This window comes from Mesorhizobium sp. LSHC412B00 (genome assembly GCF_000503035.1).
GTDB lineage: Bacteria > Pseudomonadota > Alphaproteobacteria > Rhizobiales > Rhizobiaceae > Mesorhizobium.
Genome location: NZ_AYWB01000003.1, coordinates 206,231 through 232,773, shown reverse-complemented (window position 1 = coordinate 232,773; position 26,543 = coordinate 206,231). Strand labels below are relative to the sequence as shown.

22 protein-coding genes and 2 tRNA genes are annotated in these 26,543 nt (G+C 62.7%); 4 read left to right on the top strand and 20 right to left on the bottom strand.

The window, feature by feature from the left end; all coding sequences use genetic code 11:
* Positions 1-288 precede the first annotated feature (288 nt).
* A complete protein-coding gene (locus X757_RS157030) occupies positions 289-1,548 on the bottom strand; it encodes an OmpP1/FadL family transporter (RefSeq protein ID WP_023725676.1) in 1,260 nt (419 codons plus the stop codon).
* A gap of 141 nt (positions 1,549-1,689) precedes the next feature.
* Here X757_RS157030 and X757_RS1000000167825 point away from each other — a divergent pair, with 141 nt between their 5' ends.
* Positions 1,690-1,959: a hypothetical protein gene (locus X757_RS1000000167825; protein ID WP_155923151.1), complete on the top strand. Its 270-nt coding sequence runs from the start codon at positions 1,690-1,692 to the stop codon at positions 1,957-1,959.
* On the opposite strand, the gene X757_RS157035 is transcribed toward X757_RS1000000167825, so the two are convergent.
* From X757_RS157035 to X757_RS157060, 6 genes are all read right to left on the bottom strand, one after another.
* Positions 1,908-4,691: a valine--tRNA ligase gene (locus X757_RS157035; RefSeq protein WP_023725675.1), complete on the bottom strand. Its 2,784-nt coding sequence runs from the start codon at positions 4,689-4,691 to the stop codon at positions 1,908-1,910. The two genes, X757_RS1000000167825 and X757_RS157035, sit on opposite strands and share 52 nt — an antisense overlap.
* Before the next feature lie 268 nt (positions 4,692-4,959).
* Positions 4,960-5,856, bottom strand: coding sequence for a PopZ family protein (locus X757_RS157040; protein WP_023725674.1), 897 nt, complete (start codon positions 5,854-5,856; stop codon positions 4,960-4,962).
* Between the two features lie 330 nt (positions 5,857-6,186).
* Positions 6,187-7,572, bottom strand: a complete 1,386-nt coding sequence (locus X757_RS157045) for a TolC family outer membrane protein (RefSeq protein ID WP_023710693.1) — start codon at positions 7,570-7,572, stop codon at positions 6,187-6,189.
* A gap of 185 nt (positions 7,573-7,757) precedes the next feature.
* Positions 7,758-8,432 (bottom strand): protein-L-isoaspartate O-methyltransferase, encoded by a 675-nt coding sequence (locus tag X757_RS157050; RefSeq protein WP_023725673.1) that lies wholly within the window; start codon positions 8,430-8,432, stop codon positions 7,758-7,760.
* A gap of 109 nt (positions 8,433-8,541) precedes the next feature.
* Positions 8,542-8,615 (bottom strand) — tRNA-Cys (locus X757_RS157055).
* Positions 8,616-8,950: 335 nt separating this feature from the next.
* A complete protein-coding gene (locus X757_RS157060) occupies positions 8,951-9,211 on the bottom strand; it encodes a PGPGW domain-containing protein (protein ID WP_023667708.1) in 261 nt (86 codons plus the stop codon).
* A gap of 231 nt (positions 9,212-9,442) precedes the next feature.
* Here X757_RS157060 and X757_RS157065 point away from each other — a divergent pair.
* The 3 genes from X757_RS157065 (at position 9,443) to dhaL (ending at position 11,400) form a co-directional block, all read left to right on the top strand.
* Positions 9,443-9,517: transfer RNA gene (locus X757_RS157065), tRNA-Asn, on the top strand.
* A gap of 207 nt (positions 9,518-9,724) precedes the next feature.
* The gene (locus X757_RS157070; RefSeq protein ID WP_023667709.1) at positions 9,725-10,732 is read left to right on the top strand and encodes a dihydroxyacetone kinase subunit DhaK; all 1,008 of its coding nucleotides are present in this window, start codon (positions 9,725-9,727) and stop codon (positions 10,730-10,732) included.
* A gap of 26 nt (positions 10,733-10,758) precedes the next feature.
* Positions 10,759-11,400, top strand: a complete 642-nt coding sequence (gene dhaL, locus X757_RS157075) for a dihydroxyacetone kinase subunit DhaL (RefSeq protein WP_023706016.1) — start codon at positions 10,759-10,761, stop codon at positions 11,398-11,400.
* Between the two features lie 15 nt (positions 11,401-11,415).
* On the opposite strand, the gene X757_RS157080 is transcribed toward dhaL, so the two are convergent.
* The 13 genes from X757_RS157080 to X757_RS157140 form a co-directional block, all read right to left on the bottom strand.
* Positions 11,416-11,853, bottom strand: a complete 438-nt coding sequence (locus X757_RS157080) for an RpiB/LacA/LacB family sugar-phosphate isomerase (protein WP_023672592.1) — start codon at positions 11,851-11,853, stop codon at positions 11,416-11,418.
* A gap of 26 nt (positions 11,854-11,879) precedes the next feature.
* The gene (locus X757_RS157085; protein WP_023725672.1) at positions 11,880-12,647 is read right to left on the bottom strand and encodes a triose-phosphate isomerase; all 768 of its coding nucleotides are present in this window, start codon (positions 12,645-12,647) and stop codon (positions 11,880-11,882) included.
* A 65-nt stretch (positions 12,648-12,712) separates the two neighbouring features.
* Positions 12,713-13,651 (bottom strand): sugar phosphate isomerase/epimerase, encoded by a 939-nt coding sequence (locus tag X757_RS157090; RefSeq protein WP_023725671.1) that lies wholly within the window; start codon positions 13,649-13,651, stop codon positions 12,713-12,715.
* The gene (locus X757_RS157095) at positions 13,651-15,168 is read right to left on the bottom strand and encodes a glycerol-3-phosphate dehydrogenase (protein ID WP_023725670.1); all 1,518 of its coding nucleotides are present in this window, start codon (positions 15,166-15,168) and stop codon (positions 13,651-13,653) included. The genes X757_RS157090 and X757_RS157095 overlap by 1 nt, the downstream gene beginning before the upstream one ends.
* Positions 15,165-16,724 carry an FGGY-family carbohydrate kinase gene (locus X757_RS157100; RefSeq protein ID WP_023725669.1) on the bottom strand — a complete coding sequence of 520 codons (1,560 nt, stop codon included), beginning with the start codon at positions 16,722-16,724 and terminating at the stop codon, positions 15,165-15,167. The genes X757_RS157095 and X757_RS157100 overlap by 4 nt, the downstream gene beginning before the upstream one ends.
* A gap of 108 nt (positions 16,725-16,832) precedes the next feature.
* Entirely contained in the window at positions 16,833-17,774 is a 942-nt protein-coding gene (locus X757_RS157105) for a D-ribose ABC transporter substrate-binding protein (protein WP_081726801.1), read from the bottom strand.
* Between the two features lie 39 nt (positions 17,775-17,813).
* Positions 17,814-18,947, bottom strand: a complete 1,134-nt coding sequence (locus tag X757_RS157110; RefSeq protein WP_023725668.1) for an ABC transporter permease — start codon at positions 18,945-18,947, stop codon at positions 17,814-17,816.
* Positions 18,948-18,972: 25 nt separating this feature from the next.
* On the bottom strand, positions 18,973-20,511 hold the full coding sequence (locus X757_RS157115) for a sugar ABC transporter ATP-binding protein (protein WP_023725667.1): 1,539 nt from the start codon (positions 20,509-20,511) through the stop codon (positions 18,973-18,975).
* Positions 20,508-21,155: a DUF2291 family protein gene (locus X757_RS157120; protein ID WP_023672600.1), complete on the bottom strand. Its 648-nt coding sequence runs from the start codon at positions 21,153-21,155 to the stop codon at positions 20,508-20,510. Before X757_RS157120 ends, X757_RS157115 begins: the two co-directional genes overlap by 4 nt.
* A gap of 33 nt (positions 21,156-21,188) precedes the next feature.
* Complete coding sequence (locus X757_RS157125) at positions 21,189-22,202, bottom strand: sugar-binding transcriptional regulator (protein WP_023672601.1); 1,014 nt, start codon at positions 22,200-22,202, stop codon at positions 21,189-21,191.
* A gap of 325 nt (positions 22,203-22,527) precedes the next feature.
* Positions 22,528-24,240, bottom strand: coding sequence for a glycerol-3-phosphate dehydrogenase/oxidase (locus X757_RS157130; protein WP_023725666.1), 1,713 nt, complete (start codon positions 24,238-24,240; stop codon positions 22,528-22,530).
* Positions 24,237-25,013, bottom strand: a complete 777-nt coding sequence (locus X757_RS157135; protein WP_031251175.1) for a DeoR/GlpR family DNA-binding transcription regulator — start codon at positions 25,011-25,013, stop codon at positions 24,237-24,239. The genes X757_RS157130 and X757_RS157135 overlap by 4 nt, the downstream gene beginning before the upstream one ends.
* Positions 25,010-26,533 (bottom strand): FGGY-family carbohydrate kinase, encoded by a 1,524-nt coding sequence (locus X757_RS157140; RefSeq protein WP_023725664.1) that lies wholly within the window; start codon positions 26,531-26,533, stop codon positions 25,010-25,012. Before X757_RS157140 ends, X757_RS157135 begins: the two co-directional genes overlap by 4 nt.
* Positions 26,534-26,543: the final 10 nt, after the last annotated feature.

Sequence of the window (26,543 nt, the reverse complement as noted above, 5' to 3'; positions counted from 1 at the left end):
CTTCCTTGCCGCGGGCGGTGCGGCCTGCCTCATCGCCGAGCCTTCTGGCGCGTGTCCCGAGACAAATTCGAGGTGCGCCGGGTTTATGGCGGGAAATGGGCAATTTGGTCTGGCGGAGTTGTAGCGCGGGGGTTGGCCGGGAACTGTTGCCAAAACGTCACAATTACGAGAGGCGACGCCAGTGCGGCGTATCTGCAACGCCAACTCTCGCCGGCAAGGCTCGACGCGGTGCCCGCATAAGAAAAAGGCCGGGGAATGCCCGGCCTTTTTCTTTTCAACTTGAAAGGCTTACCACTTCACCTTCAACGAAGTCGAAATGGCCGACACAAGATCGTTGCCGAAGTCAGCGGTGTAGTCCGTACCATAGGTGACGCCATCGTCGCCTACGACTGGATGGATCGACCCGCTGGTAAGCACGCCCAGCGCCCCACCAAGACGAACCTCGATGTTCTGGGTCGGCGTGTAAGCCACGCCACCGCTAACCGTCCAGGTGTCCGTCTGGGCGCTCAGTCCGGTGGAGGTTCCGCGATCCCAGGTCAGAACGGCGGCGCCGCTCCACTGATCATTGAATTTGTGGCCGATACCGCCGGAGACCGTCCAGCCGTCCCGGTAGAGCAGATCAAGTGAAGTAGCGCGGGTCGGGCCGGTCGTGGTGCAAGCACCCGGGGCGGCGGTCGGGCAGAATGGAATGCTTTGCAATACGCTCCAATTGACCCACTTAATGGATCCAAACGCGAGCCAACCCGGAGCAATACCTGACTGGAGCTTGAGTTCCAGAGACTCAGGCACCTCCGAAGAACCGCTTACGTCGGTTATGCGACCCAAAATTGGATTGCTGGGGTCGAGGAATCCGGGAACCTGTGTCAGATCGAGCGTCCCCGAGAGGTTGTCGAGCTTGACGGCTGAATTGTAGACTAGGCTGGCGCGCAGCGCGATGTCAGGAATTTCATAGGCGGCACCGACGCGCCATCCCCAGCCGTCTCCTTCGAGGTCAAGGCGCCCAACGCCTGTACCCAAAAATGCGGGAAGCGGAGCGACCAGCTGCTCCTTGAAGCCCGAGACGTCCTCATGGAACACGCCGCCGATGAAACGAAACTGACCTTTGCCGAGGTTCACCTTGTACGAGCAGGTTCCGCCAACGGCCTCGCTCTCGACCTTGGTTACGATATTGCCGTTCGCGCCGGCCCAGTTGACGCCGGGATTGCTGTACGCACCGATCGGTTGGCCATAGTCGACAAGACAATCGACCGGGCCCATACCAGCCTTGATACCCACGCTCGGCACCCAATAGCTTTCGGTATCGCGGGCGCTGTTGGAAAGGCCCAGCGCGTTAAGGGGGCCGTCAGCCGGATTCGTGTCCACCACATTCTTGAGGTCGCGTTGCGGCATCACATAGGTGCCGGTAACCTCGCCGGCGATGCGCGCCGGATCGAACAGCAGATCGATGTCATAGCCGCCGCGCTCCAGGCCGCCGGCATGCACGGAACCGATCAGGCCCAGCGAAAAACACCCCGCCCCCAGCAGTGTTTTCAAACGCAAATTGTTCATGGATGTCCTCCCCGAAATACTAGTGCGTCAAGCTAGAACCAATTCGGGTTAACGGCGCAACAATGAATTCACATAGCGTACATGTACACTCTTGCGGACCGCATTTCGAACACAGTGGCGGCTTGGCCGGCAGGTTCGAAAATGACCATTTGGGCGGCAGACTGGGGGACAAATCAGAAAAAACCGCTCAAAACGGCACCAAAACCCTCTATTTTGCCGGCATTCGGCCCCATTGTTACATTATGGCAACAATGGGGGTCGAAACTTTCCGTTTACGTCAATATTAACGCAACGGAACGCCTGTTTTTCGAGCAAAAGAACCTTCGCGAAGCGCTGCAAGCGTCTCGCGAATCCGGCGCTCAACCGGCGTCGCGCACCCTGGTCAGCGCCACCGAAAGCTTCTCCTGCTGATCGCGGTATTCGTCGAGTTTTTCGCGCTCGGCTGCGACGATCTCTTCCGGCGCGCTGGCGACGAATCTCTCGTTCGACAGCTTCTTGTGCAACCGCGCGATTTCCTCGGTCACCTTGGCCAGCTCCTTCTGCAGCCGCGCCGCCTCGGCTGAGAGATCGATCAGGCTGCCGAGCGGCAGGCAGATCGTCGCCTCGTTGAGCACGATCTGGGCCGAGCCCTTGGGTGCCGCGTCCTCCAGCGAGATGTCGCCGACCCGCGCCAGCCGCTTGATGGCGGACGCATGGCGGTCGAGCCTCTGCTGGGTCTCGACGCTGGCGCCAACCACCACCAACGGTGCGATCGCCGCCGGCGGCACGTTCATTTCGGAGCGCACGGAGCGGATGCCGGAGACCAGATCGACCAGCCAGTTGATGTCGGCGGCCGCGTCCGCGTCCTCGAAGTCGGGCGACGGCCAGGCGGCGTGGCAAAGCAGCGTTGCGCGCGTCCGGCCCTCGCCCGCCGTCTGCGCCCACAACTCCTCGGTCATGAACGGCATCATCGGGTGAAGCAGCTTGTAGATCTCGTCGAGCACGAAGGCGACGCAGGCCCGGCTTTCGGCCTTGGCAGCTTCGTCCGCGCCCATGAACACCGGCTTCAGCAGTTCCAGGTACCAGTCGCAGAACAGGTTCCAGACGAAGCGGTAGGCGGCGCCGGCCGCCTCGTTGAAGCGGTAGCCGGTGATGCCCTCGGTGATAGCGCGCGACGCCCTGGTCAGCTCGGTCAGGATCCAGCGGTTGACCGGCAGCTTGGCGTCGTTCAGCCAGAAATCGTCATTGCGCGCGACCTCGTTCATCTCGGCAAAGCGTGTCGCGTTCCACAGCTTGGTGCCGAAATTGCGGTAGCCGGCGATGCGCGCCGGATCGAGCTTCACGTCGCGCCCCTGCGCCGCCATCACCGTCAGCGTGAAGCGCAGTGCGTCGGCGCCAAACTCGTCGATGAGGTCGAGCGGATCGATGACGTTGCCTTTCGACTTCGACATCTTCTGCCCGTTCTTGTCGCGCACCAGCGCGTGCACATAGACGGTGTGGAACGGCTCCTCGTGCATGAAATGCAGGCCCATCATCATCATTCGCGCGACCCAGAAGAAGATGATGTCGAAACCGGTCACCAGCACGTCGGTCTGGTAATAGGTCTTGAGCTCCGGCGTGTGATCCGGCCAGCCCAGCGTTGAGAACGGCCACAGTGCAGACGAGAACCAGGTGTCGAGCACGTCCTCGTCGCGGGTCAGGATCTCGCCCGGCTTGAAGGTCTCGAGCTTGTCCTCGACCCAGGCCTTCCATGGACCTTCCAGCGCCAGATAATATTCGATCGCGGCGCCCAGCGCCTCTTCCTCGGTCTTCTCGACGAAGACCCGGCCGTCCGGCCCGTACCAGGCCGGGATCTGGTGACCCCACCACAGCTGGCGTGAAATACACCAGGGCTGAATGTTCTCCATCCAGTCAAAATAGGTCTTTTCCCAGTTCTTCGGCACGAAGTTGGTACGGCCTTCACGCACCGATGCGATCGCCGGCTTGGCGAGCTCGGCGGCGTTTGCATACCACTGCTCGGTCAGAAACGGCTCGATCGGCACGCCGCCGCGGTCGCCATGCGGCACGGCGTGGCGGTGCGGCTCGATCTTGTCGAGGAAGCCGCCGGTCTCCATCAGCTCGACGATTTTCTTGCGCGCGACGAAACGGTCGAGACCGTCGAGCTCATCCCAGACGGCCTGGCGCTCCGGCGTCACGTCGAGCCCGGCGAGAAAATCCTCATTATCCCTGAGCGTTATTGCCGCCTCGATGGTCAGGATGTTGATCGCCGGCAGCTTGTGGCGCTTGCCGACTTCGAAATCGTTGAAGTCGTGCGCCGGCGTGATCTTGACCGCGCCGGAGCCCTTTTCGGGATCGGAATACTCGTCAGCCACAACCGGAATTTTCCGGCCGACGATCGGCAACACGACATTCTTGCCGACCAGATGCCGGTAGCGCTCGTCGTCCGGGTGCACGGCGACTGCCGTATCGCCCAGCATCGTCTCGGGCCGTGTCGTCGCCACGGTGATGAATGTCCCAGGACTTTCCGGATCGAAAATCTCGCCCTCGATCGGATAGCGGAAGTGCCAGAGATTGCCGTTGATCTCCTGCGGCTCGACCTCCAGGTCGGAGATCGCCGTCAACAGCTTCGGGTCCCAGTTCACAAGGCGCTTGTCCTTGTAGATCAGCCCTTCCTTGTAGAGGCTGACGAATACTTCGAGCACGGCCTTGGACAGGCCTTCATCCATGGTAAAACGTTCACGCGACCAGTCGGCCGAGGCGCCGAGCCGCTTCAGCTGGTTGAAGATGGCGCCGCCGGACTCGGCCTTCCACTCCCAGACCTTCTCGATGAACTCCTCGCGGGTGAGATCGCGGCGATGGATCTGTTTCTCCATCAGCTGGCGCTCGACCACCATCTGCGTGGCGATGCCGGCATGGTCCATGCCCGGCTGCCACAGCACGTTCTTGCCGCGCATGCGCTCAAAGCGCACGAGTATATCCTGCAGCGTGTTGTTGAGTGCGTGGCCCATATGCAGCGAGCCGGTGACGTTGGGCGGCGGGATGACGATGGTAAAGGCCTCGGCCCCCTCTTCCGCACCTGCGCCGGCGCGAAATGCGTCCGCCTCTTCCCAGATTTTGGCGATCTTGGGCTCGACGGTCTTGGCGTCGTAGGTCTTTTCAAGCATGGGAAAGTGGTCCGCGCGGTCGGGAGTTTTGCTGACCCGGTGTAAATCGGAAGGTTTTGGCCAAGTCAACCGCGAGGGCTGCCTCAGTCCTTCAACGCAAATAGGCGGGGCCTTGGTCATTTCAACGGGAAGGCCATGCCTGCACCTTCATCGTCAGCGATCCCGACGGGAAGCTGATCGCATTCGCGACATCAGCCGGACGCTGGCCTGCAGCGAGAAAGCGCAGCCCGAAGGCGGCGCTTTAATCCGGAACGGGCTGTGGTGATGCCTATTGCGCGCCGCGCGCGACGCGCTCGATTTCTTCGCGTACCAGGCGCTCGACCAGCGTCGGAAGGTTGTTGTCCAGCCAGTCCTGCAACATCGGCCGCAGCATCTCCTCGGCCATCTCGTCGAAGGTCTTCTTGCTGCGGCTGGCAAAGGCGTCGGAGAGCTCGCCGAAGGCCGCAGCGACCTGCCGTCCCGTATGTTCCGAAACGATCGCCGGCCGAACCGGAGTTGTATCGGGCGGGCGCGCGTGCTCGCTGCGCGAAGGATGAGGCTCGAAAGCCGGCTCGGCAGCGAGATCGTCTTCGAAAGCCTCGACCTCCGCGATTGCTGCCTGCCGATTTTCAGTCTCTGGCTGCCTGGTCTCCGGCTGCCTGATCTCGGGCTGCCGTACTGTCTCAGCCGGTTTTGTCTGATTGCCAACGGCCGCGATTTCGCGGCGCCAATCGGTGACGATCGAGTCGGTGGTTTCCGTCTTTGCCCGCACTGCAGCTTCTGCCCCGACGGCGGGAGCAGGTTCACTGGCTATCCTGGCGCTCACTTCCGCCAGGGTCATCGGAGCATGCGCGGGTGGCGCGGCGGTCGTGGCATTTGCCGCAATGGCCGGCTTCACTGGCGACGGCTCGGAGCGCGGCTCCAGCCGCGCAACCACCGGCTCGGCCAGTTGGGCCTGCACCTCGGCCAGCGTCACCGGCTTCTTGCTTTCGGTCGAGCTGTGCAATTCGCTGCGGAAGGCCTCGACATCCGAAACAGGCCCGGCGGCCGGCACAAGGTCCTGGCGCAACTCATCCGCGTCGCCCGGCAGCTTGCGGCCTGTGTCGCTGTCTTCGATGATCCTCCTGATGGAAGCCAGTATTTCTTCCATGGAAGGTTCGCGCTGTGCGCTGCTTGCCGTCGCCATCGTCACATCCGCCGCCCCCGCGCATGATCCCGAAAATCGATCTTCGATTTTCGAAGAGGATCAGGCGCAAAATCAAAGTTCTACAGCCTCCTTTGCGCATCCATCGGACGCGTGGCGCTGTAGTGACCCGTTCCTGGATTCCTGTCCGGCAAAGCCGGATACGAATCATGGCGACAGCGTAGCCGACGGATCGCCATCCGAGAATCCCCAATCTCGGAAGACGCCGGATTTCAACAATTTAGGCTACAAAAGACAAACGCCGCGCATCCTTGGGAAGCGCGGCGCTACGATACTTTCAATCTTGGCGGGATTTGAACCGCTCAGTCGCGATCAACGACCGTCCGGCGTACGCAGCCCGATCCATTTGTCCTTGACGGCTCTGTAGTGCTCTTCAGGCTTGTACTTCACCACATTCAACGCCAGGCGATCGGCCGACAGGCGGCCCATGGCCGACAGGATGGCGTAGCTCGCTACAACCACATCGCGCTCAGAGCTGGCGAGGTCGATCTTTGCCGAGATGACGGCGTTCTGGGCATTCAACACGTCGAGCGTGGTGCGCTGTCCGACATTGCGCTCCTCGATGACGCCGTTGAGCGCCAACTGTGCGGCAGCGATCACCTGCCGATTAGCGTCGACGCTTTCACGCGCTGCGATGTATTGCGTCCATGCCGAGGTCACGGCCTGGCGCACCGAGTCACGGCTGACATCCACCTCGATGCGAGCTTGGCTGAGCGATTCCTTCGACTGACGAACGAGTGCGGAGGTACGGCCGCCCGAATAGATCGGAACGGTCAGCGTCGCGCCGACGGTGGCGGCATTGGAATCGCCGTCCGAATCCCCCGCGCTAGGTACGGTATTTTGATAGGCATGGGAAAGGCCGGCACTGGCAGTCAACTGCGGCAGCAACGCACCCTCCTGCGTCTTTACATCAAATCCGGCTGCATCGACGGAATGTAGGGCGGCCAGGATGGCCGGATGCTCGTTCGATGCAATGCCGATCGCCGCCTCGAGACTCCTCGGCAACAGCTTCGCCAACGGCGACGCGGCCTTGAGCTTGCCCGGCTCGTCACCGACGATCTGATGATAGGTTGCCGCACTGGCCAGAGCCTGCGCACGGGCAGCACTCAATTGCGCCACCGCGGCCGAACGCGACGCGTCGGCCTGCGCCACATCGGTGCGCGTGCCCTCGCCGACCTCGAAGCGCGAGCGTGCCGCGCGCGCCTGCTCGGTCAGGAACTGCAGATTCTGTTCGGTCAGCACCGCCACCTGGCGGTCGCGAATCACGTCCATATAGGCGCTCGCCGCGTTGAACAGCGTGTTCTCTTCGGTGTTGCGCAGGCCCTCGACCGAGGCCCTCACCTGTGCAGCGGCCGACGCGACCCTGTTCTTGGTCTGGAAGCCGTCGAACAGCGTCTGATCAATCCGAACGCCGAAGCTGCCGGTGGTCAATGCCAGGCTCGCGTTCCTGCCGTTTAGGTGCCTGGAGGTGTAATCGATATCAGCCGAACCAGTGATCACCGGGCGATAGCCCGACTTGGCGATCGCCACGCCCTCATCGGTGACGCGCACGCCGGCACGGGCCGAATTCAGCGAGGAATTGTTCTGGTAGGCCTTGGAAAGCGCGCCGAGAATGGTTTCCGCCGAGGCGGCTATCGGCGAAAGCGCTGTCGCGGAAATGAGGACAGTAACAAACAAACTCTTGGCTAAGGACGGCACTTTATATCCCTCATTCGTTTTGCACGGGAACCACGCTACGCCAGCCCATCCCTAGGGATCGGCCAGCGCCGCGTCGATGTATCGTTCCCCCGCTGACAGCCTCCCGAAACCCCGGTTAACCAATCAGCAACGATCGTTCAATCGCAAGCCAACATGACAGAGTCTTTGCTGCAAGGCAAAATCACTTAGAACTCGAAGGCATGAATGCGTTCAAATCCGGGTAGTGGCTTAATTGCCGCATTAAATGCCCGTCTTCCGGTTACAACCCCTCCTGCATTGAAAAAGAGCCGGGCTACGCCCGCATTGCCCTGCCCTTCCACAGCCACCAGCCGGCCGCCTTCGGCAAGCTGGTCAAGCAGCGCCGCAGGCACTTTCTCGACGCTGCCGCCGATGAGAATCACATTGTAGGGCGCCTTGGCGGCATGACCTTGCGGCAGTGGGCCGGTGACCACGGTGACGTTATCGCAGCCCTGCGCCGAAAGCGCCGCTTTGGCTGCTTCCGCCAGTGTGGTATCGCTTTCCAGCGCCACGACGGATTTGGCCAGCCTGGACAGCAGCGCCGCGGAATAACCGGTGCCGCAGCCGACATCGAGCACCGAATCGCCGGCGTCGATCTCGGCCAACTGCAAAAGCTTGGCCAGTGGCGACGGCTCCATGAGGTAGCGCGCACCGCTGCCATCGGGGCCGTCGGAGATGCGGATATCCTCGTCGATATAGGCGAGAGCCTGTTGGCCGGCCCCGACAAAGGCCTCGCGCGGCACGGCAAGCATGGCATCGAGCAATGCTGCGTCGGTCACATCGGTGGTGCGGACCTGGCCGTCGACCATCTTGACGCGAAGTTCGGAGAAATCAGCGCTCATGTCCCAACCAATCCGTCAAAAGCCAATGCGCTGAAATGCGCTTGTCGCGCCGACACTGCGGCGCATTCGACCGGAACTCAAGCCCCCGGCATGCGGGAGTTGAAGCGATTGGAGGCCTCGCCCGGAATCGAACCGGGGTGCAAGGATTTGCAGTCCTCTGCGTAACCACTCCGCCACGAGGCCTCATCGCTCCCGGCGAGCGAACTCAATATGGTGGCAGCGAAAGGTCGTCAAGCGTCCGCGCGGCATTCCGGCGCGCTTTCCTCATCAGCCGCCGCAACGTGGTTCCCGAGCGATTTCAGCGCTTGGCGCACCGGCATATTGGCCGCTCCTCAAGCATGGCTGCGCGACCGGCGAAACTCGAACCCGCAGCTTTACGCAGCGGGTGCAAACTGGCTTTCACCGTAAACGCGCGGCTGACACCAGGGGCTGCCGTTCTCAAGGAGATATTCGAGGGGAAGGTCTGCGGGGGGCTGGAAGCGAAGCGTCCACTGAACCGGGACCGCGCGCCATCGCTTTCAATTTGGCCGGCGACGCCGTTCCCACCAGACGACGAACCGGCGCCGCAGGCGGCGCACCGCGGCAAATTCGTAGGAAAGCACCAAAAGGCCGAGCGGAATCATCCAGAAGCCGAGAATCGGCAGGAAACCGAGAAGGCCGAAAAACACCAGCATGATACCGATGGCGATCCTCAGCCCGCGCGAGCGCGGCATGGTGAACTCGCGCCCGAACACCGAGATTTTCCGCGCCGGTGCCTGGTTTTCGTCTGCTGCAGTCATGTCGAAAGTCGATCCGGTTGCCTTCGATAAAGCCATATGCGCTAAAGGCTGCAATCGCCTTTCAGGTTCCGCCGACCAAGGTCCGACGGCGCCCAAGACGGCTCATATGTGGTGTCATCCGGCGATTGCCAGAAACCATTGGGTGAAAATGCGCTAAAAAATGCGAAATGCTTCTTTGCAAAGCCGAAAAGGGTTTGCTATAGGCTGCGCCACTCACATGAGAGCCTCTATTCCCCGGTAGCTCAGTGGTAGAGCAACCGGCTGTTAACCGGTTGGTCGCTGGTTCGAATCCGGCCCGGGGAGCCACCGCCTTTTCTAAGCCGTGGTGCGATCTTGTACACTACAGCGCCATTGTCCGCGCACTTCGGTCCGCTTAGCTTCTGCCAGAACGGCTGGTAACAGCTACGAAGCCGATCGAGGCAGTTTGGTGGGCATCGCGCCCCTGCCCTCGCCCGAAGGCAGCCTGATAACGCCCGGTATCATCTATGAAAATACCAAATCGGGAGGACGTTGGTGCAAACCAAGAAGATCATCAATGACGGCAATCGCGCCGTCGACGAGATGCTGGAAGGCATCCTGGCTGCGCATCCCCGCCATCTCAAAGCCGTTGACGGAAGCCCGCGCTCTATCATCGCCCGCGATGGACCGCGCCAAGGCAAGGTAGGCCTCGTCATTGGTGGCGGCTCGGGCCACGAGCCGAGTTTTCTCGGCTTCGTCGGCAAGGGGCTGGCCGACGCGGCGGCGATCGGCAATGTCTTCGCCTCTCCGCCGCCCGACCCGATCCTCGAATGCGCCAAGGCGGCGAGCGGCGGCGCCGGTGTGCTGTTCATGTACGGCAACTATGCCGGCGACGTCATGAATTTCGACATGGCGGCCGAGATGGCCGCGATGGACGACATCGAGGTGCGCACGGTTCTGAGCACCGACGACGTCGCTTCCGCGCCCGTTGGCGACAGGCACAAGCGGCGCGGTGTCGCAGGGAACTTCTTCATCTTCAAGGCGGCAGGCGCCGCCTGCGACCGCATGTTGTCTTTCGATGAATGCGAACGCATTGCCGGGAAAGCCAACGACCACACCTTTACCATGGGCGTCGCATTGGCGCCCTGTTCGTTGCCGCAAACCCGCCGGCCGAATTTCGAGATCGGACCCGACGAGATGGAGATCGGCATGGGCATCCATGGCGAACCCGGCATCGCACGCGGAAAACTCAAAACGGCCGACGAGATCACTGACGAAATGCTGGACAGGATTCTCGCCGAGATGGCGCCGGCACGCGGCGAGAAGGTCGCCGTGCTGGTCAATTCGCTGGGTTCGACGCCGCTGATGGAACTCTACATCATGAACCGGCGCGTGAAGCAGAGGCTTGACGATATCGGTGTATCCATTCACGCAAGCTGGGTCGGCAATTACTGCACCTCGCTCGAAATGGCCGGCGCTTCGATTACGCTGCACCACCTCGACGACGAGTTGCAAACGATGCTCGACCACCCTTGCGACTGCGCCATGTTTCGCGCCGGGTAAACTTGGTGAACGGCAAGGAACAAGAGATGACGACAATCGACACCACCCGCCTTGCCGCGATGTTCGCGGCCATCGCCGACGCCATGTCAGCCGACCGGGATCGGTTGTGCGCGCTTGACGGGGTGATCGGCGATGCCGACCACGGCATTGCGATGGAGCTTGGATTTTCCGCGGCACGCGATGCGGTGGCCGCATTGGATACCGGCACCACCGATCCGACCATCTTGCTGAACACGGCGGCGAAGTCGTTCCTCAACGCCGTCGGCGCCTCCTCGGGCCCGCTCTATGCCACGGCATTCATGCGCGGCGCGGCCGCCGTCAAGGGCAAGGCGACGCTCGACGACGCCGACGCGGTCGCTATGTTCCAAGCGATGGCCAGAGGCATTCAGGATCGCGGCAAGGCCGAGCCTGGCGAAAAGACGATGATCGATGCGTGGGCGCCGGCCGCGACGGCTGCGGGCGAGGCACTGGCCGCCGGCAAGGGGCTGGCCGGCAGCCTCGCGGCTGCAGCCGAGGCGGCAAAGGCCGGCGCGGAGGCGACCAAGGCGATGATCGCCACCAAGGGCCGGGCCTCCCGCCTCGGCGAACGCTCGCTTGGCCATATGGATCCAGGCGCGGCGTCCGCCGTAACCGTCATCGAGGCGATGCGGATCGCCTTGACCGGCTAGGTCGGGAGCGAATCCTCAGCGCTTCGCGTCGAGCTTGTCGACAGCCTGCACATTGGCGGCAGAGGGACCGTTCGGATCGAACTCCGAGGCCAGCCAGGCGTCGGCGATCGATTTGGCCAGTTCGGGGCCGATGACGCGCGCACCCATGGTGATGATCTGGGCATTGTTGGATTTCGCAGCGCGTTCCGCCGAATAGGTGTCGTGGGTTAGCGCGGCACGGATTCCGGGCACCTTGTTGGCCGAGATGCTGACGCCGATGCCGGTGCCGCAAAACAGGATGGCGCGGTCGTAATTGCCGTCGACAATTTCGTGGCCGACCGCAGCGGCAATATCGGCGTAGAATCCGGCCTGGCTGAGATCGACGACCTGCAGTTCTGGCTTGGTGGCGAGATGCTTGGCGATGACATCGAGCAGCGGCTTGCCGGCGCTGTCGGCTCCGAGTGCGATCTTCATGGCAATTAACTCCTTCGTTTTCGTGGTCAGCGCGCGATGGCGGCCGACGCCTTTTTGAGAATGTCGATATAGCCTTCCGCTTGCCATGCCGAGCGGCCGATGAACAGCCCATCGATATGCGGCTGGCCGATCAGTTCGGCCGCGTTGCCGGGATTGACGCTGCCGCCGTAGAGCACAAGCGGGGCGGTCGGCAACCGGGTTGCTGCGATCTGCTTGATCAGCGCCTGCTGCTTGTCGGCATAGTCGGCGCTGGCCGGAATGCCTTTCTCGCCGATCGCCCACACCGGTTCATAGGCAAAGAGTATCTCTGCCGACAACTCATTGCTTGCGAGACCCTGCAGCGCGCCCAAAACCTGCGCGGTCAGAATTTCGTCGGCGCGGCCGCCCTCGCGCTCGGCCAGCGTCTCGCCGACACAGATCAGCGGCACAAAGCCGTGCCTGACCGCCGCCGCCGTTTTCAGTCCTACGGTCCTGTCCGTCTCACCAAAATGCTCGCGGCGTTCGCTATGGCCTAGTTCGATCAGGTCGAGCCCGCAATCCCTCAGCATCACCGGCGAAATCTCGCCCGTCCAGGCACCGGCATCGGCCCAATGCATGTTCTGGGCGCCAACCTTGACGCGGGTTTTGGCGAGCGCCGCCTTGACCTGCCGCACCGCGGTGAAGGGCGGAATGACGAAAGGCTGTATCGCCGGATCGAAGCCGGGCACGAAGGCAGCCAATGCCTCGGCGAACTGCAGCGCCTCCGCCAGCGTCTTGTTCATCTTCCAGCTGGTGCCGACCCAATATGGGGTCATTCTTTTCTCCTTCGATCCGAATTCGGATGATGCGTATTTCCCGACTTGTGCGCCGGCGTTTTGCGTCAGGCGCGAGGCTTGAGATCGTTGCGGCCGCTGTCGATGTAAGGCGCCCAGAAATCCACCGACTCGCGGATCATGGCAATAACTTGATGATCGACCGGTTCCCTCTCCCGGAAGGAAAGTTCAAGGCAGATCTCATTGTCGGTTCCGCCACCCGCCCGCACGGCATCGAGCAGCTTCTGCGGGATGATCCGGCCATCCTTGTTGTAGGCGGCGGTGAACGGCCAGTGCCCGCCCTTGTTCATCGACGATTGCTTGATGTGGATGATCGGCGATTGCAACGGGAACGCTTTCGCCCAGGCATAGGGATCAGTGTCGTCAGGATTGGGCGAGGTCACGTCGCCATGGTCGATGTCGACCATCATCTGCATCGGGATCGGCAGCTTGGCCGCATCGATGGCGCCCTGCAATTCGACGCAGCTTTCGATCGTGTGGCCAAACTCGCGGCCGACCGACATCGGTTCCCAGAAAAGGTAGGTCAGGCCCGCCGCCTTGGCGTGCTCGGCCACTTCGCGCCAGCATTCGAGCGCGATGTCGAGAAGCGCCGCGCGCCGCTGCGGATCGTCAAAATCCTTGTAGGTGAATATGGCGAACTGCGTGCCCATGCCCGACGCGCCGAGTTCGGCGGAGATGTCGGCGAAGGTCTTGAACCAATCGACATAATAGCGGCGCACATCCGCGTCCGGATGGCCGAAATGATTGAGCCGGCCATAGGGACCGGTCATACCCGAAGTGATCCGCACGCCGGTCCGCGCCAGGGCGCTGTTGAACAGGCGAACGAACTTGGCGATCGTTGCCGCCGGCCAGCCCGGATTGACGAATTCATGCGTCAGTTGCACGTCGCGGATGCCGATGCCATAGGCAATGGCGTCGATCAGATCGTCGGGATCGGCGAAGCGATTGACCAGCGGGTTGGTGTTCAGCGAAAGCGTGAAGGCCATCAGTTCACCGCCGCCATTGTCTTTGTGCACCAGTCTTCGAATGTTTTCCGCTCGGCCGCATTGATATGCAGCCCGTGTTTGGTCCGGCGTTCGAGAACGTCGGCGGCGGTCATCGCCCATTCGGTCTCGAACAGGAAGACAGCTTCGAGCTCATAGAAATCCGGGCCGAAACGACGGCCGAGATCGGCTTCGCCTTTTACGCCTTTCAGCAAGGCGCGCGTGCGCGTGCCGTAGCTGCGGGCATAGTGCTTCACCAGCGACGGGCTAAGCCACGAAAACTCGGCGTGCAGATCGCCCAGGAACTGCTCGAAATCCGCGTTGGGCAGGTCGCCTCCCGGCAGGGGAATTTTGGCTGTCCAGGCCTTCTTCATGGTCGGAAAGAAGGGCTGGATCTTTTCCAGCGCATGTTCGGACAGTTTGCGGAAGGTGGTGATCTTGCCGCCGAACACAGAAAGCAGCGGCGCGCCACCGTTCGGGGCGTCGAGTTCGAAGATGTAGTCGCGCGTCACCGCGCTCGGGTTGTCGGCATTGTCGTCATAGAGCGGCCGCACGCCCGAGAAACTGTAGACCACGTCCTGCGCGGTGAGTTGGCGCTTGAAGTAGCGGTTGACCACCTTGATCAGATAATCGATTTCGCTGGCTTCGGCCGCCACTAGCTCAGGCCTGCCTTCATAGGGTATGTCGGTGGTGCCGATCAGCGCCAGATCGTTCTCATACGGATTGACGAAAATCACCCGCTTGTCGTTGTTCTGGATCAGATAGGCCTGCCGTCCCTCCCAGAATTTTGGCACGACGATATGGCTTCCTTTCACCAGGCGAACGTTGCGGGTGGAATTCTGTCCGGCGACGCGGCTGACGATGTCATTCACCCATGGCCCGGCCGCGTTGACCAACCCGCGTGCGCGGACCCTCGTCACAGCGCCCGTGCGGCCGTCCTGCATGTCGATCGACCACAGGCCGTCTTCGCGCCAGGCAGCAATACAGGCAGTGCGAGTGAAGACTTTTGCGCCGCGCTGACTGGCATCGAGCGCATTGAGCAGCACCAGCCTGGCGTCATCGACCCAGCAGTCGGAATATTCGAAGCCACGCTTGAATTCGTCCCTGATCGGCGCCCCTTCCGGCGCCGTTCTCAGGTTCAGTGTCCTCGTTCCCGGCAGCCGCTTGCGGCCGCCAAGATGGTCGTAGAGAAACAGCCCGAGCCGCACCAGCCATGCCGGCCGGTCCTCGGGGCTGTGCGGCAGCACGAAACGCATTGGCCAGATGATGTGCGGCGCCGCCTCAAGCAGCACCTCGCGCTCGATCAGCGCTTCGCGCACCAGCCGGAACTCGTAATATTCGAGGTAGCGCAGACCGCCATGCACCAGCTTGCCGGAACGCGAACTGGTGCCTTGCGCCAGATCGTCCTTCTCGCACAGGATGACCGACAGCCCGCGACCCGCGGCATCGCGCGCTATGCCGGCGCCGTTGACGCCACCGCCGATCACGAAGAGATCGGCAATATCCGTTGTATCGCTCAAGACTTAGCTCCTGTGCGGTGCGCCATACCTTTCCACACGGGCCGCAGCGCCTGGCGCGCCGCGACGAAGGATGGAAACAGCGCATCGTAGGTTTGGGAAAGCGCCTCGTCATAGGCGTCGCATTCGCCCAGAAGCGGCGTCACCCATTCGGTGCAGCAATCATCCATCGAGCGATAGACGCCAAGCCCGACCGCGGCCATCATCGCCGCACCCGCGGCGCCGGCTTCCTGGCGGCTGCTGGTCCTGACCTGCGCGCGGGTCGCCGCGGCGATGATGCGGCGCAGCGACGGGCTGCGCGCCGCACCGCCCGACAGACGGATTTCGCCGGGCATGCTGCCCATCGCCTGGTAGCAATCGCGGGCCGCGAAGGCCAATCCCTCGAGAACCGCACGCGCCAGATCGCCAAAGCCGTGCTTGACCGAGAGGCCGATGAAGCCCGCTCGTGCGTCGGGGTCGACGAACGGTCCGCGTTCGCCGGCAAGCGAGATGTAGGGCTGATAGATCAGCGATCCCGGCTCCGATCCTTCGACCCAGACATCGAGCGCTTTCAGCAATTCGTCGCGCGAAGGCTTGGCGCCGCTGGCGGTCAGCACGTCGCGTGCCAGGCCAAGCAGCCAGTCGATGTTGAGCGTCGCCGCCATGTTGGATTGCAGCTGCGCATAGGCGCCAGGAACCGGCATGGCGATCGTGTAGCCTGATGCATTGTCGTTGAGGACGACATCGTCGGCTGTGCGCGCCAGGCGTGTGTGGATGCCGGTCGAGCCGATGACCGTGCAGCCGACATTGCCGCTTGGATCATAGAGGCCGGCGCCAAGCGCGGTGCTGACCATGTCGACGTAGCCCAGCACCACCGGCGTGCCCTCAAGCAGGCCGGTCTCATTTGCTGCCGACGCAGAAAGCGGATGATGGTCGGTCGTGCCTTCGAGCATGGGCGGCAGTAGGCGGCGGTGCGACGTCAGATCGAGAATGTCGAGCACCTCGTCGGAATAGCTGCGCGAGCGGAAATCGCCGAAGGTGAAGGTGCCTTCCGAGGGATCGGTGGCGCGCTCGCCGGTCATCTTGAAATAGAGCCAATCCTTGCAGTGAAAGGCAGTGGCGGCGCGCTCCAAAATTTCCGGGCTGTTCCGTTTTATCCAGCTGAGCTGAGCGCCTTGCTGGCAAGCGTTGAGCCCGGTTCCGGTGATCTCGAACCGCGTGCGATCCCGGGGATCGCCGCGCATCTCGTCCACCAGATGTCCGGCGCGCGCATCGAGCCAGAGCCACGCGCGCCCGACCGGCATACCGTCGCCATCGATCAGCCAGGTGCCATCGCCCTGTCCGGTGATTGCGACAGAAGCGGTGCGCCGCGCTAGGTCGGGAACTTTCGTCGCCAATTCGCGAACCGTCAGCGCCATGTCGCGCCAGGTTTGATCGAGGTCCTGCTCGGCGCCGCCGCCTTCCAGCGTGACGAAGCTGTTGGTCACCGACGCCATGGCAAGCTGCCGCCCCGACAGATCGAAAGCGACGGATTTGATCACGGACGTTCCCGCGTCGACCCCGATCAGCAGGTCTTTCATGCCGCAAGTTCCGGATGGTTATGAAGGCAATTCACAAGGAGCAGTCTTTGTTGTCTGGAAGCCGTAGAAGAGGCAGGGAGTGTCCGCAAGGACACCCCCTGTGCAGGTTTATTCCGACAGCACGAAGGGCGCGGTGTACTTGTCCACATTGTCCTTGGTGATGAGAAGGCAATCAAACAGCTGCTTCTCGCTGGTGGCGCCGGTGGCGCCCGTCTTGATGAACGAGTCGGCCTGCTGCACGGCCTTGGCCGAGAAGATGGCAACCGGCTGCAGCACGGTGTACTGCAGTTCGCCGGACTTGATCGCCGCAACCGCATCCGGCGAGCCGTCGAAGCCGCCGACCTTGATGCCGGCCAGCTTGCCGGCTTCCTTCAGTGCCGCAACCGCGCCGAGCGCCATTTCATCATTGCCGCTGATCACGGCGATGATGTCTGGATTGGCCTGCAGCATGCTCTGCATCTTGTCGTGGCCCTGGGTACGATCCCAGTTGGCGACCTGCGAAGCGGCCTTTTCGAGATCCGGATACTGGCTGAGCACGGTCGCGTAGCCGTTCGAGCGCGTGGCGGCGTTGTTGTCCGACGGAGCGCCGAGCAGTTCGACATATTTGCCCTTTTCACCAACCGCCTGCACCCACTGCTGGGCACCGAGAGCCGCTCCTTGCGCGTTGTTGGAGACGAGCTGTCCCTTGGCGAGGCCTTCCTGGTTGATCTCGGCATTGACGAGGAAAACCGGGATGTTGGCGGCAATCGCCTTCTTCACCGCGCCGACCGAACCATCGGCATTGGCCGGGTCGAGGATGATCGCCACCGACTTGTTGGTGATGGCGGTGTCGATCAGATTGCTTTCCGTGTTGGTGTCGCCCTTGTGGGCGGCGACGTTGGCCGTATAGCCAAGCTTCTCGGCTTCCGCCTTGGCGACGTTGCCCTCGGTCAGCCAGTACGGGTTGGCCGGATCGTTGACGATGATCGAGATCAGGCCTGCGGCCGATGCGGCTGCGCTAAACCCGACCACCATCGCGGCGGCAAGCAAACTTCTAAGCACGATTTTCATGTACATTCCTCCAATGATTTACGCGGTGTTGCTGCCAGTTCATCTGGCAGTCTTCCCTTGGGCAGGATTGGCCGGTTCGGCCTTCCCCCGTTTCTGAGAAGTCGGTTGGCCGCCCGTCGAAGCTGGAAGCTTGCTACGGCGGCGATACTGAACGGCATTGAGGAGCACGGCGAGCACGATGACGGCGCCGGTGAACACTGTTTGCCAGTAGGATGAGATGCCGATGATCACCAGACCATCCGACAGGAAGCCGATGACGAAGGCCCCGAGCAATGTGCCGCGGATGTTGCCGCGTCCGCCGGTCAATGCCGCGCCGCCGATGACGACGGCGGCGATGGCCGTCAATTCGTAAGTGGTGCCGGCGGTCGGTCCGGCCGAAGTAAGCTGCGATGACAGGATCAGGCCGGCAATGGCGGCGCAGATACCGGAAAGCACATAGACCGAAATCTGCACGGTCTTGACCGGAACGCCGGAGAGTTCGGCGGCGCGCTCATTGCCGCCGGAGGCGTAGAGCCAGCGCCCGAAAGCGGTGCGGTTCAACACGATGCTGCCTATCAGCGCGATCACCGCCAGCACCACTACGCCGGTCGGCACGCCGAACAGGCGGTTGAAGCCGAGCGCGTCGAAACCGGTGTTGCCCAACTCCGGCTTGCCGCCGAGATTGTTGTAGGTCAGGCCGCTGGTCATCAGCAGTGCCAGGCCGCGCGCCATGTACATGACGCCGAGCGTGGCGACAAAGGCCGGAACCTTGAACCGCGCGATCAGCACGCCGTTGATCAGCCCGACAGCGGCGCCCAGCATGCAGGCCAGCACCGCGACCACCCAGACCGGCGGATAGAGAACGACGCCGAGCCAGGTCAGCGTCACGCCTTGCATCAGAAAACCGGCGACGACGCCGGCAAGCCCGAGCGTCGACCCCACCGACAGGTCGATGCCGCCATTGAGGATGACGAGCAGCATGCCGACGGCGAGAATCCCGAAGATGGCGACATGCGAAGCCATGGTCAGGAAATTCGCCACCGAGAGGTAGTAGGGCGACAGGATCGAGAAGACGACAATGATGACGATCAGGGCAAAGAAGGCCCGGCCTTCGAGCAGCAGCTTGGCCACGTCGAAGCCCTCTCCGCCCGCATTGGGGCTGGACTGTTTGCTGGCCTGGCTGACATCGCTCATGGGTCGGGCTCCGGAAATTCTGTGGTCAGGCGACCACGGCTTCGCCGGAGGCGGCCATGATCTGCTCTTTGGTGGCGTTGGCGCCGAATTCGGCTGAAATCTTGCCGCGCCGCATGACGACGATGCGGTGGGCGATGCTGAGGCACTCATTGACCTCCGAGGTCGAGAAGACGACCGCCAGGCCTTGCGCGGCACGCTCGCTGAGCAAGCGAAAGACTTCGGCCTTCGCGCCGACGTCGATGCCGCGGCTCGGCTCGTCGAGAAGGATGACCTTGGGATTCGTCGTCAGCATCTTGCCTATGACGACCTTCTGCTGGTTGCCGCCCGACAGCGATCCGATCATGGCGTTGCCGCCCGCGGTCTTGATGGTCACCTTGCGGATCGAATCGTCGATCAGTGCGCGCTCCCTCTGCCGGGAGAGGAAGAGCCCCTTGGCGAATGCCTCGATGCTGGCAAGCGACAGGTTGCGGCCGACGGTCATGGTCTGAACCAGGCCATCGCGCTGGCGATCCTCGGGGACCAGAACCAGACCTCGGGCGATGCGCTGGGCAATGGTCAGTCCCGAAACATCCTCACCCTCCAGCAGCGCCCGCCCGCCCGCCATGGGCACACGGCCGGCGACGGCCTCCAGCAATTCCGTGCGGCCCGCGCCCATCAGCCCATAGATGCAGACGATCTCGCCCGCTTTGACATCCAGCGACAGATGATCGACGACGTAGCCTGAACCCGAAGCGTCGGTGACGCTGACATCCTCGATCGACAGCGCCACCGCGCCGAACTCGTGGCCGGTCGGCGGCGAGCCGAGGTCGAAATTCTCACCCACCATGTTGCGGACGATCCATTCGAGGTCGATGTCCTTGGCTTCGGCCGTCGCCGTGATCGCCCCGTCACGCAGCACGACGGCGTAGTCGGTGATCTGCAGCGCCTCTTCGAGGTGATGCGAGATGTAGACGATGGAGACACCGCGGCTAGTCAGATCGCGGATCACCTTGAACAGCACTTCGACCTCCGTGGCGCTCAGCGCGGAGGTCGGCTCGTCCATGATCAGGATGCGGCTGTCGACCGATAGCGCGCGTGCGATCTCGACGATCTGCTGCTGCCCCAGGCGCAGGTCCTCCACCAAGGTCATCGGATCGATGTCTTCTTCGAGGTCGGCCATCAGCGCCCGCGCTTGGCGCGACTCCTCGGCGAAGTCGAGGCCGGTTCTGGTGCGCAGTTCGCGGCCCATGAAGATGTTGTCGCGAACGCTTAGATTTGGCGCCAGGCTGAGCTCCTGGTGGATGATCGAAATGCCGCGATCGCGCGCGTCCGACGACGAGGAGAAGCTGACGAGATTGCCGTCGAGCACGATGTCGCCGGATGTCGGCGTCACCACGCCGGACAGGATCTTCATCAGCGTCGATTTGCCGGCGCCATTCTCTCCGAACAGGGTGGTGACCTTGCCGCGATGGATGTCGAAATTGACGCCCTTGAGCGCGTGGACGCCGCCATACGACATGACGACATTGCGCGCCGAAAGCACGGCGTCGCCAGTCGCTGGTTCTGTGCCGGAAGCCGAATTCATTTGACGTCCAGCCTCACCGGTGTGACCAGCCAGCTCTTCGGATTGACCAGCTTGAAGACGCCGACCACCGCTATTGTCTTGCCGGTCAAGTCACTGGTATCGACTTTCGCCAGCACCTCCTTCTTCATCTCGTTGTTCAGCGCCGAGCCGGCGTCCTGATACTCGATCTGGTTGGTGAACTGACCAAAGGTGATCTTGCCGGTGGCGTCGCGAAGCTCGGTGCCGTTGATCGCCGGCCCAGTCTGTACGCGGACGGTCAACGTGTCCGGCAAACCGTCGACCGCGACCTTGTAGATGCCCGATTTTCCCTCGCCGACGACGCCGGTGAACTTGACCGAGATGACCGGTCCGACTCCCGCCGGCACGCCATATTCCTTTTCGGCCGTCGCCCTGTCCTTGGCGATCGCCGTTGCCACCGTTGCGGCGTCGGCGGCACGCGCTTCGACATCGGCCTGCACCTTGGGAAATTCAGACTTGCCGTAGTCGGCCGCCGAAAACACCGCGTTGCGAACATCGCCGGCAGAGCCGATCTTGATCACCTTGGTATCGAGCGCCATGGCGCCGAGCAGAACCACAACCGCAGCGCCGGCAAGCACCCGGCGCAGGCCGGGCGAAGCTTGCCGGGCGGTGGCCTTCGCGCTCATGATGCAACCACCAGCGGTGCGGATTGTCCGTTGTCACGCATTCGAAGTTCCTCCGTTCACGCAGCGCTTCGCGGTCCCGGCTGCATCGTCGAGCTCGACCAGCGCGCGGGCCGTGCATTCGTCGGTGATCAGGCCGCTGAGATAACGGCTTTCGAGTACTGCCTTGATGGCGCGCACCTTCACCTTGCCGCCGGCGACGGCAACGATCCTGCGGCCCTTCAACTGATCGCGCGGAAGCGCCAGTATTCTTTCCGACAGCGCCGTTTCGACCGGACGCCCCTTGTCGTCGAAGAAATGCGCCAGCAATTCACCAACGCCGCCGTCACGCTTGACCTCGTCGATTTCGGAAGGCTCGATCATGCCGGTGGCGACCAGCGACGCCTCCCGCTCGGCCGTGCCTATTCCGACGAACATCAGGTCGGACCGGCTGGCGAGAGCGAACACATCGCTGATGCCGCGCTGGCCAAGCAGCACTTCGCGGTCCTCGGCGGTATTGGCGACAAAAGGCACCGGCATGACGAAAGCCTGCGCGCCGGTCCGCTCTGCCAGGCGATGCATGACGTCGTGCGGGTTGGCGGCGAATTTGCGCGTCACGCCGCCAAGCAGCGAGACGAAACGGATGTGAGCAGCAGTTGCGCGCGTCAGATATTCGACGCTGGCGGCAAGCGTGCGGCCATGGCCGACGCCGATCAGCATGTCTTCGCCGCGATCGATTTCGCGCTTCAGGAACTGGGCGCCGGCAATGCCCAGCCCCTTGAGCGGCAGTTCGTCCTGATCGAGATCGGGAACCACCTCGCAATAGTGGAGCCCATAGGCGGCGATCAGGCGCTGTTCCAGGTCGACGCATTCGGCGACGTCGCCGTCGATGAAGACCCTGACCAGACCTTCCTGGTTGGCCTTGGTGATCAGCCTATGCGCCTTGAGGCTGGTCAGGCCAAGCCGCTTGGCCACCTGGGCCTGGGTCAGACCACCGGCATAGTGCAGCCAGGCCGCGCGCGTGGCGAGGCTGGATTCATGGTCGCGGTTTGCGCTTCCGCCGGAATTCAAGCCATCCCCTCCCCAGGGTGATAATATTATCTTTGTGTGCAAAAATTTTCATACCTTTGCACCGCTGTCAATCCCTCCGCAGATGGTTGCCTCAGCCGACGTTCGGCAGCCAACGCGAGCCTATTAGAAGGTAAGCATACAATATGACCATACGGTAGTGTTACTTTAACGTCAATTTGTGTTACCGGATCCAGTGACGGCATGAGCCCGTAGGCGCCGGCAAATCCCAATCCGGGTGCAAAATGGGAAGGTTGATGCACAGGGCGCAACAAGGGCAAATCGATCGGATTGCCTCAGGAAAAGCTAGGCGTCGGCGATCAAGCGATCAGTCCAGCCGCATCAGGTTCCTGCCTTCGAGCTCGACAACAGCGGCTTCGACCTCCCGCGTGAGGCGCTCGGTGCTCCACCCCAACGCCCGCCCCGCGATCGCGGCAATCTCCTGCAGGTCGCGGCTCGTCAGCGAGCCGCCTATCGCCAACGTGCTGCGGCGCATAACGACATCGGCCAGATGTTCGACGAACTCGTTGCGCGCGATGTAGTCGATTTCCGCCTTGCCGTAGCCGCCGGAGTCCGGCAGGCAACCCTCATCATCCGACCCGTGCCTGGCGATCTCAACGGCTCTGGTCCCGTAGCGCGACAGCAATTGATCAAGGCGCCCTTCCCCGGCGCCCGTTGCCTGCTGTGCCTCAGCCAGCCAGTCCGCGCGCGCGGCGGCATTGGCCGGAAAATCCCGCCCACCGCCGATCGGCATCGACTGAGTCGACATCTTGCGGCTGCGCTGCAAGCGCTTGAGTACGGTATCAGTGACTTCCTCGGCAAAGCCGCGGAACGTCGTCCATTTGCCGCCGACCAGCGAAATGACTGCAAAGGGCCTGTTGCCGTCCGGCTCGGCAACGGGCGCCGAATGATCGCGGCTGATCAGTCCGGGCGTCGCTGCCTCGGACGTCGGCAGTGGCCGGATGCCGCTATAGGCGTAGACGATCTGGTCGCGCTCGAACGCCATGCCCGGCAGCAGCGTTCGCACGCTGTCGAGCAGATAGTCGACTTCTTCGGGTTCGCAGCGGACCGCGTCCGGATTGTCGGCCTTGATGTCGGTCGAACCGACCAGCGCCAGGCCGAGATAGTCGTAGACCAGGCAGATGCGGCCGTCGTCGGCCTCGAAATAGAGCATGCGCCCATTTAGGCTTTTGACCAGTTCGTCATGCTTTAACAGGATATGCGAGCCCTTGGTGCCGCCGATCATCTTCGATGGAGCACCAAGCAACGCATTGACGTCGTCGATCCACGGACCGCCGGCGTTCACCACCAGCTTCGGCCGCACCGAAAAGGCCGCGCCGTTTTCCGGCTGGAAGGTGAGCACGCCATTGGCTGAAGCCGCCAGTGTCGTGTAGTTGGCACCGGCAGACGCCGCGTGAGCCTGCAAGCCGTCGAGGATCAGTTCCAGCACCAGCCTTTCCGGGTGACTTATCTTGGCGTCGTAGTAGGTGCCGGTGGCGACGATCGCCGGATTGAGCGCCGGCATCTCGCCAAGCGCCTGCCGCCGCGCGACCATGCGGTGGCGCGGCATGACCTGGTTTCGCGAACCATAGAAGTCGTAGATCATCAGCCCGATCTTGATCAGTATGGCGCCGCGGCTGCGAGGCGCGCTGGTCGAGCCGAGCAGCGTTCGCAACGCCGCGAGCATGCCCTTGCTCCACGAGAAGATCGGGATGACGGTCGGCAGCGGGCTGACATAGTGCGGCGCGTTTTGCAGAAGCAGATTGCGTTCGAGCGTCGACTGCGCCACCAGCCCGAACTCGCCCGTCTCGAGATATTTCAGGCCGCCGTGGATGAGCCTCGACGGCGCGGCACTGGTGCCCGAGCCGAAATCCGCCTTGTCGACGATCAGGCAGCTGACACCTTGCGCGCACAGTTCGCGAAACAGCCCTGCCCCGTTGATGCCGGCGCCAAGAATGACGACGTCGACCTCGCCGGTCCCGGCTATCGCGGCGAGACGCCCGGCGGGATTGTCCGCCCCTGCTCCGTCTGTTCGGCTCATGGCGCTTTCGTCTTGACGATGCGCAGTTTCACCCCGGCCCGCTCGAGGCTCTGCGCCTGCGCATCGCCGAGGCCCTCGGTCACCAGCACGGCGTCGAAACTGGTCAGATCGTCGAAGACATGCAGCGCGATCCGGTCGAATTTTGCGTGGTCGACCAAAAGGATGCGCTTCACGGAGGCGGTCATCATCGCCTGCTTGACCCGCACGACATTCGGATCCTGGATGAAAGCCGTGGTTTCGGTGACGGCCGAAGCCGAACAGATCAGCACATTGGCGCGCAACTGCGCCACGGCGTTCTCGCAGACGATGCCGATATAGGCATTGTAGGTGCCGTGATACTGGCCGCCGAGGCAGATGAAATCGATATCGTCCACATTGATCAATTGGCCCGCCGTCGACACGCTGTTGGTGACAACCGTCAACGGCTTGACGTCGAGCAGCAGCGTGGCGACCGCGTTTGCTGTCGATGAATCGTCGAGCATCACCACCTGGCCGGCCTCGACATAATCCAGTGCTGCCCGCGCCAGCGCATCCTTCTCCGCCCTGTTGACCGTCACCCGATAGCGAAACGCGCTCTCGTAGAGACCGGACGGCTGAACCGTCACCGCGCCATGCAGCTTGCGCAGCACGCCCTGTTGCGCCAGCCGGTCGATGTGCCGGTGGATGGTCATGCGCGACACCCCGAAATGCTCGACCAGATCATCGATGCGCACCTGGCCGAGCTTGATCACATAATCGGCGATCTCTTCGCGTCGTTCGTCGGCCTTGATCATGCGTTTACCCCCGGCCGCGCCAGCCTTTCGATATCAGGCCAATGCGACTTCATCTGCTCGGCGATGCGGCAGTAGAGCGAAAACCGCTCGTTGAACACAGCACTGGAGGCCGGCGCTGGCTGATATGTCCGCGCCGTCATGCCGATCTGCCTTGCACCCTCTTGCGGCGTCTTGAACAAGCCGACCGCGGCACCTGCGCAAAGTGCTGCGCCCAAAGCCGCGGTCTCATCCGTCGATGTGACGGTGACCGGGGCGTTCAGCACGTCGGCAAACATCTGCACGAAAGCAGGATTGCGCGAACCGCCGCCAGTCAGGCGGATCTCGCTGACAGCAAAGCCGTCACGCAAGGCTTCGACATGGGTGCGGTGATTGAAGACTATGCCTTCCAGAACCGCCTTCAACATGTCGCCGCGATTGTGCCAGCCATGCAGGCCGACAAAGCTGCCGCTGGCCAAATCGCCATAGGGAGAGCCGAACAGATAGGGATGAAACAGGATGGTCGAAGGCTTCTTCAACGCCGCGTCGATCTCTCCCGCCAGCAATTCGTGGAGGGAGCCGCCATCCGTCCTGTCCTGCTCCGCGCGGCAAAACGTGTCGAGAAACCAGTCGTAGTTCGCGGTCGAGGCCGGCGAGATCGACATGTTGTTCCAACGGCCCGCGTCGATGGCGTTGCGGCAGAACCAACGCCGGTCGACGCGCGGTTGCGAAGAGACGACTTCATTGATGGAATAGGTGCCGGCGACGATGGCGAGCACGCCGTCTTCATGGCCGCCCATGCCAAGCGCCGAGGCGGCCACGTCGTGCAGGCCGCAGGCGACCGGTGTTCCCTTGCGAAGGCCGGTCTTTTCGGCGGCATCGGCTGTGACTTGACCGGCGATGTCAGCGGAATGCGCCACCGGCGGCAGCGCGTTGAACAGATCCTCCAACCCGAAGATGCGCAGCGCTTCAGGCGCATAGGCTTGCGTGCGAAAATCCGTGAATGAGGTGCTTGCCTCCGTGCGGTCGGTCCCGATCGTGCCGGTCAGGCAAAAGCGCAGCCAGTCCTTGCAGGCCAGCACATGGCCGATGCGGCCATAGCGATCAGGATCGTTCTGCTTAAGCCACGCCAGCAGCGCCGACGGCGCCGAAACATGCGGCGTCTGGCCTGTCGTCGCCAGCGCATCGGTGAAAACGGTAGCGGCGGACCACCTTTCGACAATGTCGCCGGCGCGGCTGTCGAGCGACAGGATGCCTGGTCCCAAAGGCTGACGATCATGATCGAGCAGATAGAGACCATCGCCATGCGCGGTCGCCGCCACCGCCTTGATGTCTTCCGCCGGCCTGCCGGAGAGCGCGATCGCCTCCTTGATGGCGTCGGCTGTTGCTTGCCACAGGCCTGACATGTCGCGCTCCACCCAGCGCGCGTGGGGCATCGATTGCGGCACCCGGCGACGCGCCACGGACAATTGCGTGCCGTCGGCATCGAAGATGACCGCCTTGGTGACCGTGAGGCCGTTATCGATTCCGAGCAGGCTGGGCATGATCACCGCC

Excerpts from the sequence above, each read along its gene's own strand:
- X757_RS157030 (WP_023725676.1), bottom strand. The coding sequence starts at position 1,548 with ATGAACAATTTGCGTTTGAAAACACTGCTGGGGGCGGGGTGTTTTTCG.
- X757_RS1000000167825 (WP_155923151.1), top strand. The coding sequence starts at position 1,690 with ATGACCATTTGGGCGGCAGACTGGGGGACAAATCAGAAAAAACCGCTC.
- X757_RS157035 (WP_023725675.1), bottom strand. The coding sequence starts at position 4,691 with ATGCTTGAAAAGACCTACGACGCCAAGACCGTCGAGCCCAAGATCGCC.
- X757_RS157040 (WP_023725674.1), bottom strand. The coding sequence starts at position 5,856 with ATGGCGACGGCAAGCAGCGCACAGCGCGAACCTTCCATGGAAGAAATA.
- X757_RS157050 (WP_023725673.1), bottom strand. The coding sequence starts at position 8,432 with ATGAGCGCTGATTTCTCCGAACTTCGCGTCAAGATGGTCGACGGCCAG.
- X757_RS157060 (WP_023667708.1), bottom strand. The coding sequence starts at position 9,211 with ATGACTGCAGCAGACGAAAACCAGGCACCGGCGCGGAAAATCTCGGTG.
- dhaL (WP_023706016.1), top strand. The coding sequence starts at position 10,759 with ATGACGACAATCGACACCACCCGCCTTGCCGCGATGTTCGCGGCCATC.
- X757_RS157080 (WP_023672592.1), bottom strand. The coding sequence starts at position 11,853 with ATGAAGATCGCACTCGGAGCCGACAGCGCCGGCAAGCCGCTGCTCGAT.
- X757_RS157085 (WP_023725672.1), bottom strand. The coding sequence starts at position 12,647 with ATGACCCCATATTGGGTCGGCACCAGCTGGAAGATGAACAAGACGCTG.
- X757_RS157090 (WP_023725671.1), bottom strand. The coding sequence starts at position 13,651 with ATGGCCTTCACGCTTTCGCTGAACACCAACCCGCTGGTCAATCGCTTC.
- X757_RS157100 (WP_023725669.1), bottom strand. The coding sequence starts at position 16,724 with ATGAAAGACCTGCTGATCGGGGTCGACGCGGGAACGTCCGTGATCAAA.
- X757_RS157105 (WP_081726801.1), bottom strand. The coding sequence starts at position 17,774 with ATGAAAATCGTGCTTAGAAGTTTGCTTGCCGCCGCGATGGTGGTCGGG.
- X757_RS157110 (WP_023725668.1), bottom strand. The coding sequence starts at position 18,947 with ATGAGCGATGTCAGCCAGGCCAGCAAACAGTCCAGCCCCAATGCGGGC.
- X757_RS157115 (WP_023725667.1), bottom strand. The coding sequence starts at position 20,511 with ATGAATTCGGCTTCCGGCACAGAACCAGCGACTGGCGACGCCGTGCTT.
- X757_RS157120 (WP_023672600.1), bottom strand. The coding sequence starts at position 21,155 with ATGAGCGCGAAGGCCACCGCCCGGCAAGCTTCGCCCGGCCTGCGCCGG.
- X757_RS157130 (WP_023725666.1), bottom strand. The coding sequence starts at position 24,240 with ATGAGCCGAACAGACGGAGCAGGGGCGGACAATCCCGCCGGGCGTCTC.
- X757_RS157135 (WP_031251175.1), bottom strand. The coding sequence starts at position 25,013 with ATGATCAAGGCCGACGAACGACGCGAAGAGATCGCCGATTATGTGATC.
- X757_RS157140 (WP_023725664.1), bottom strand. The coding sequence starts at position 26,533 with ATGCCCAGCCTGCTCGGAATCGATAACGGCCTCACGGTCACCAAGGCG.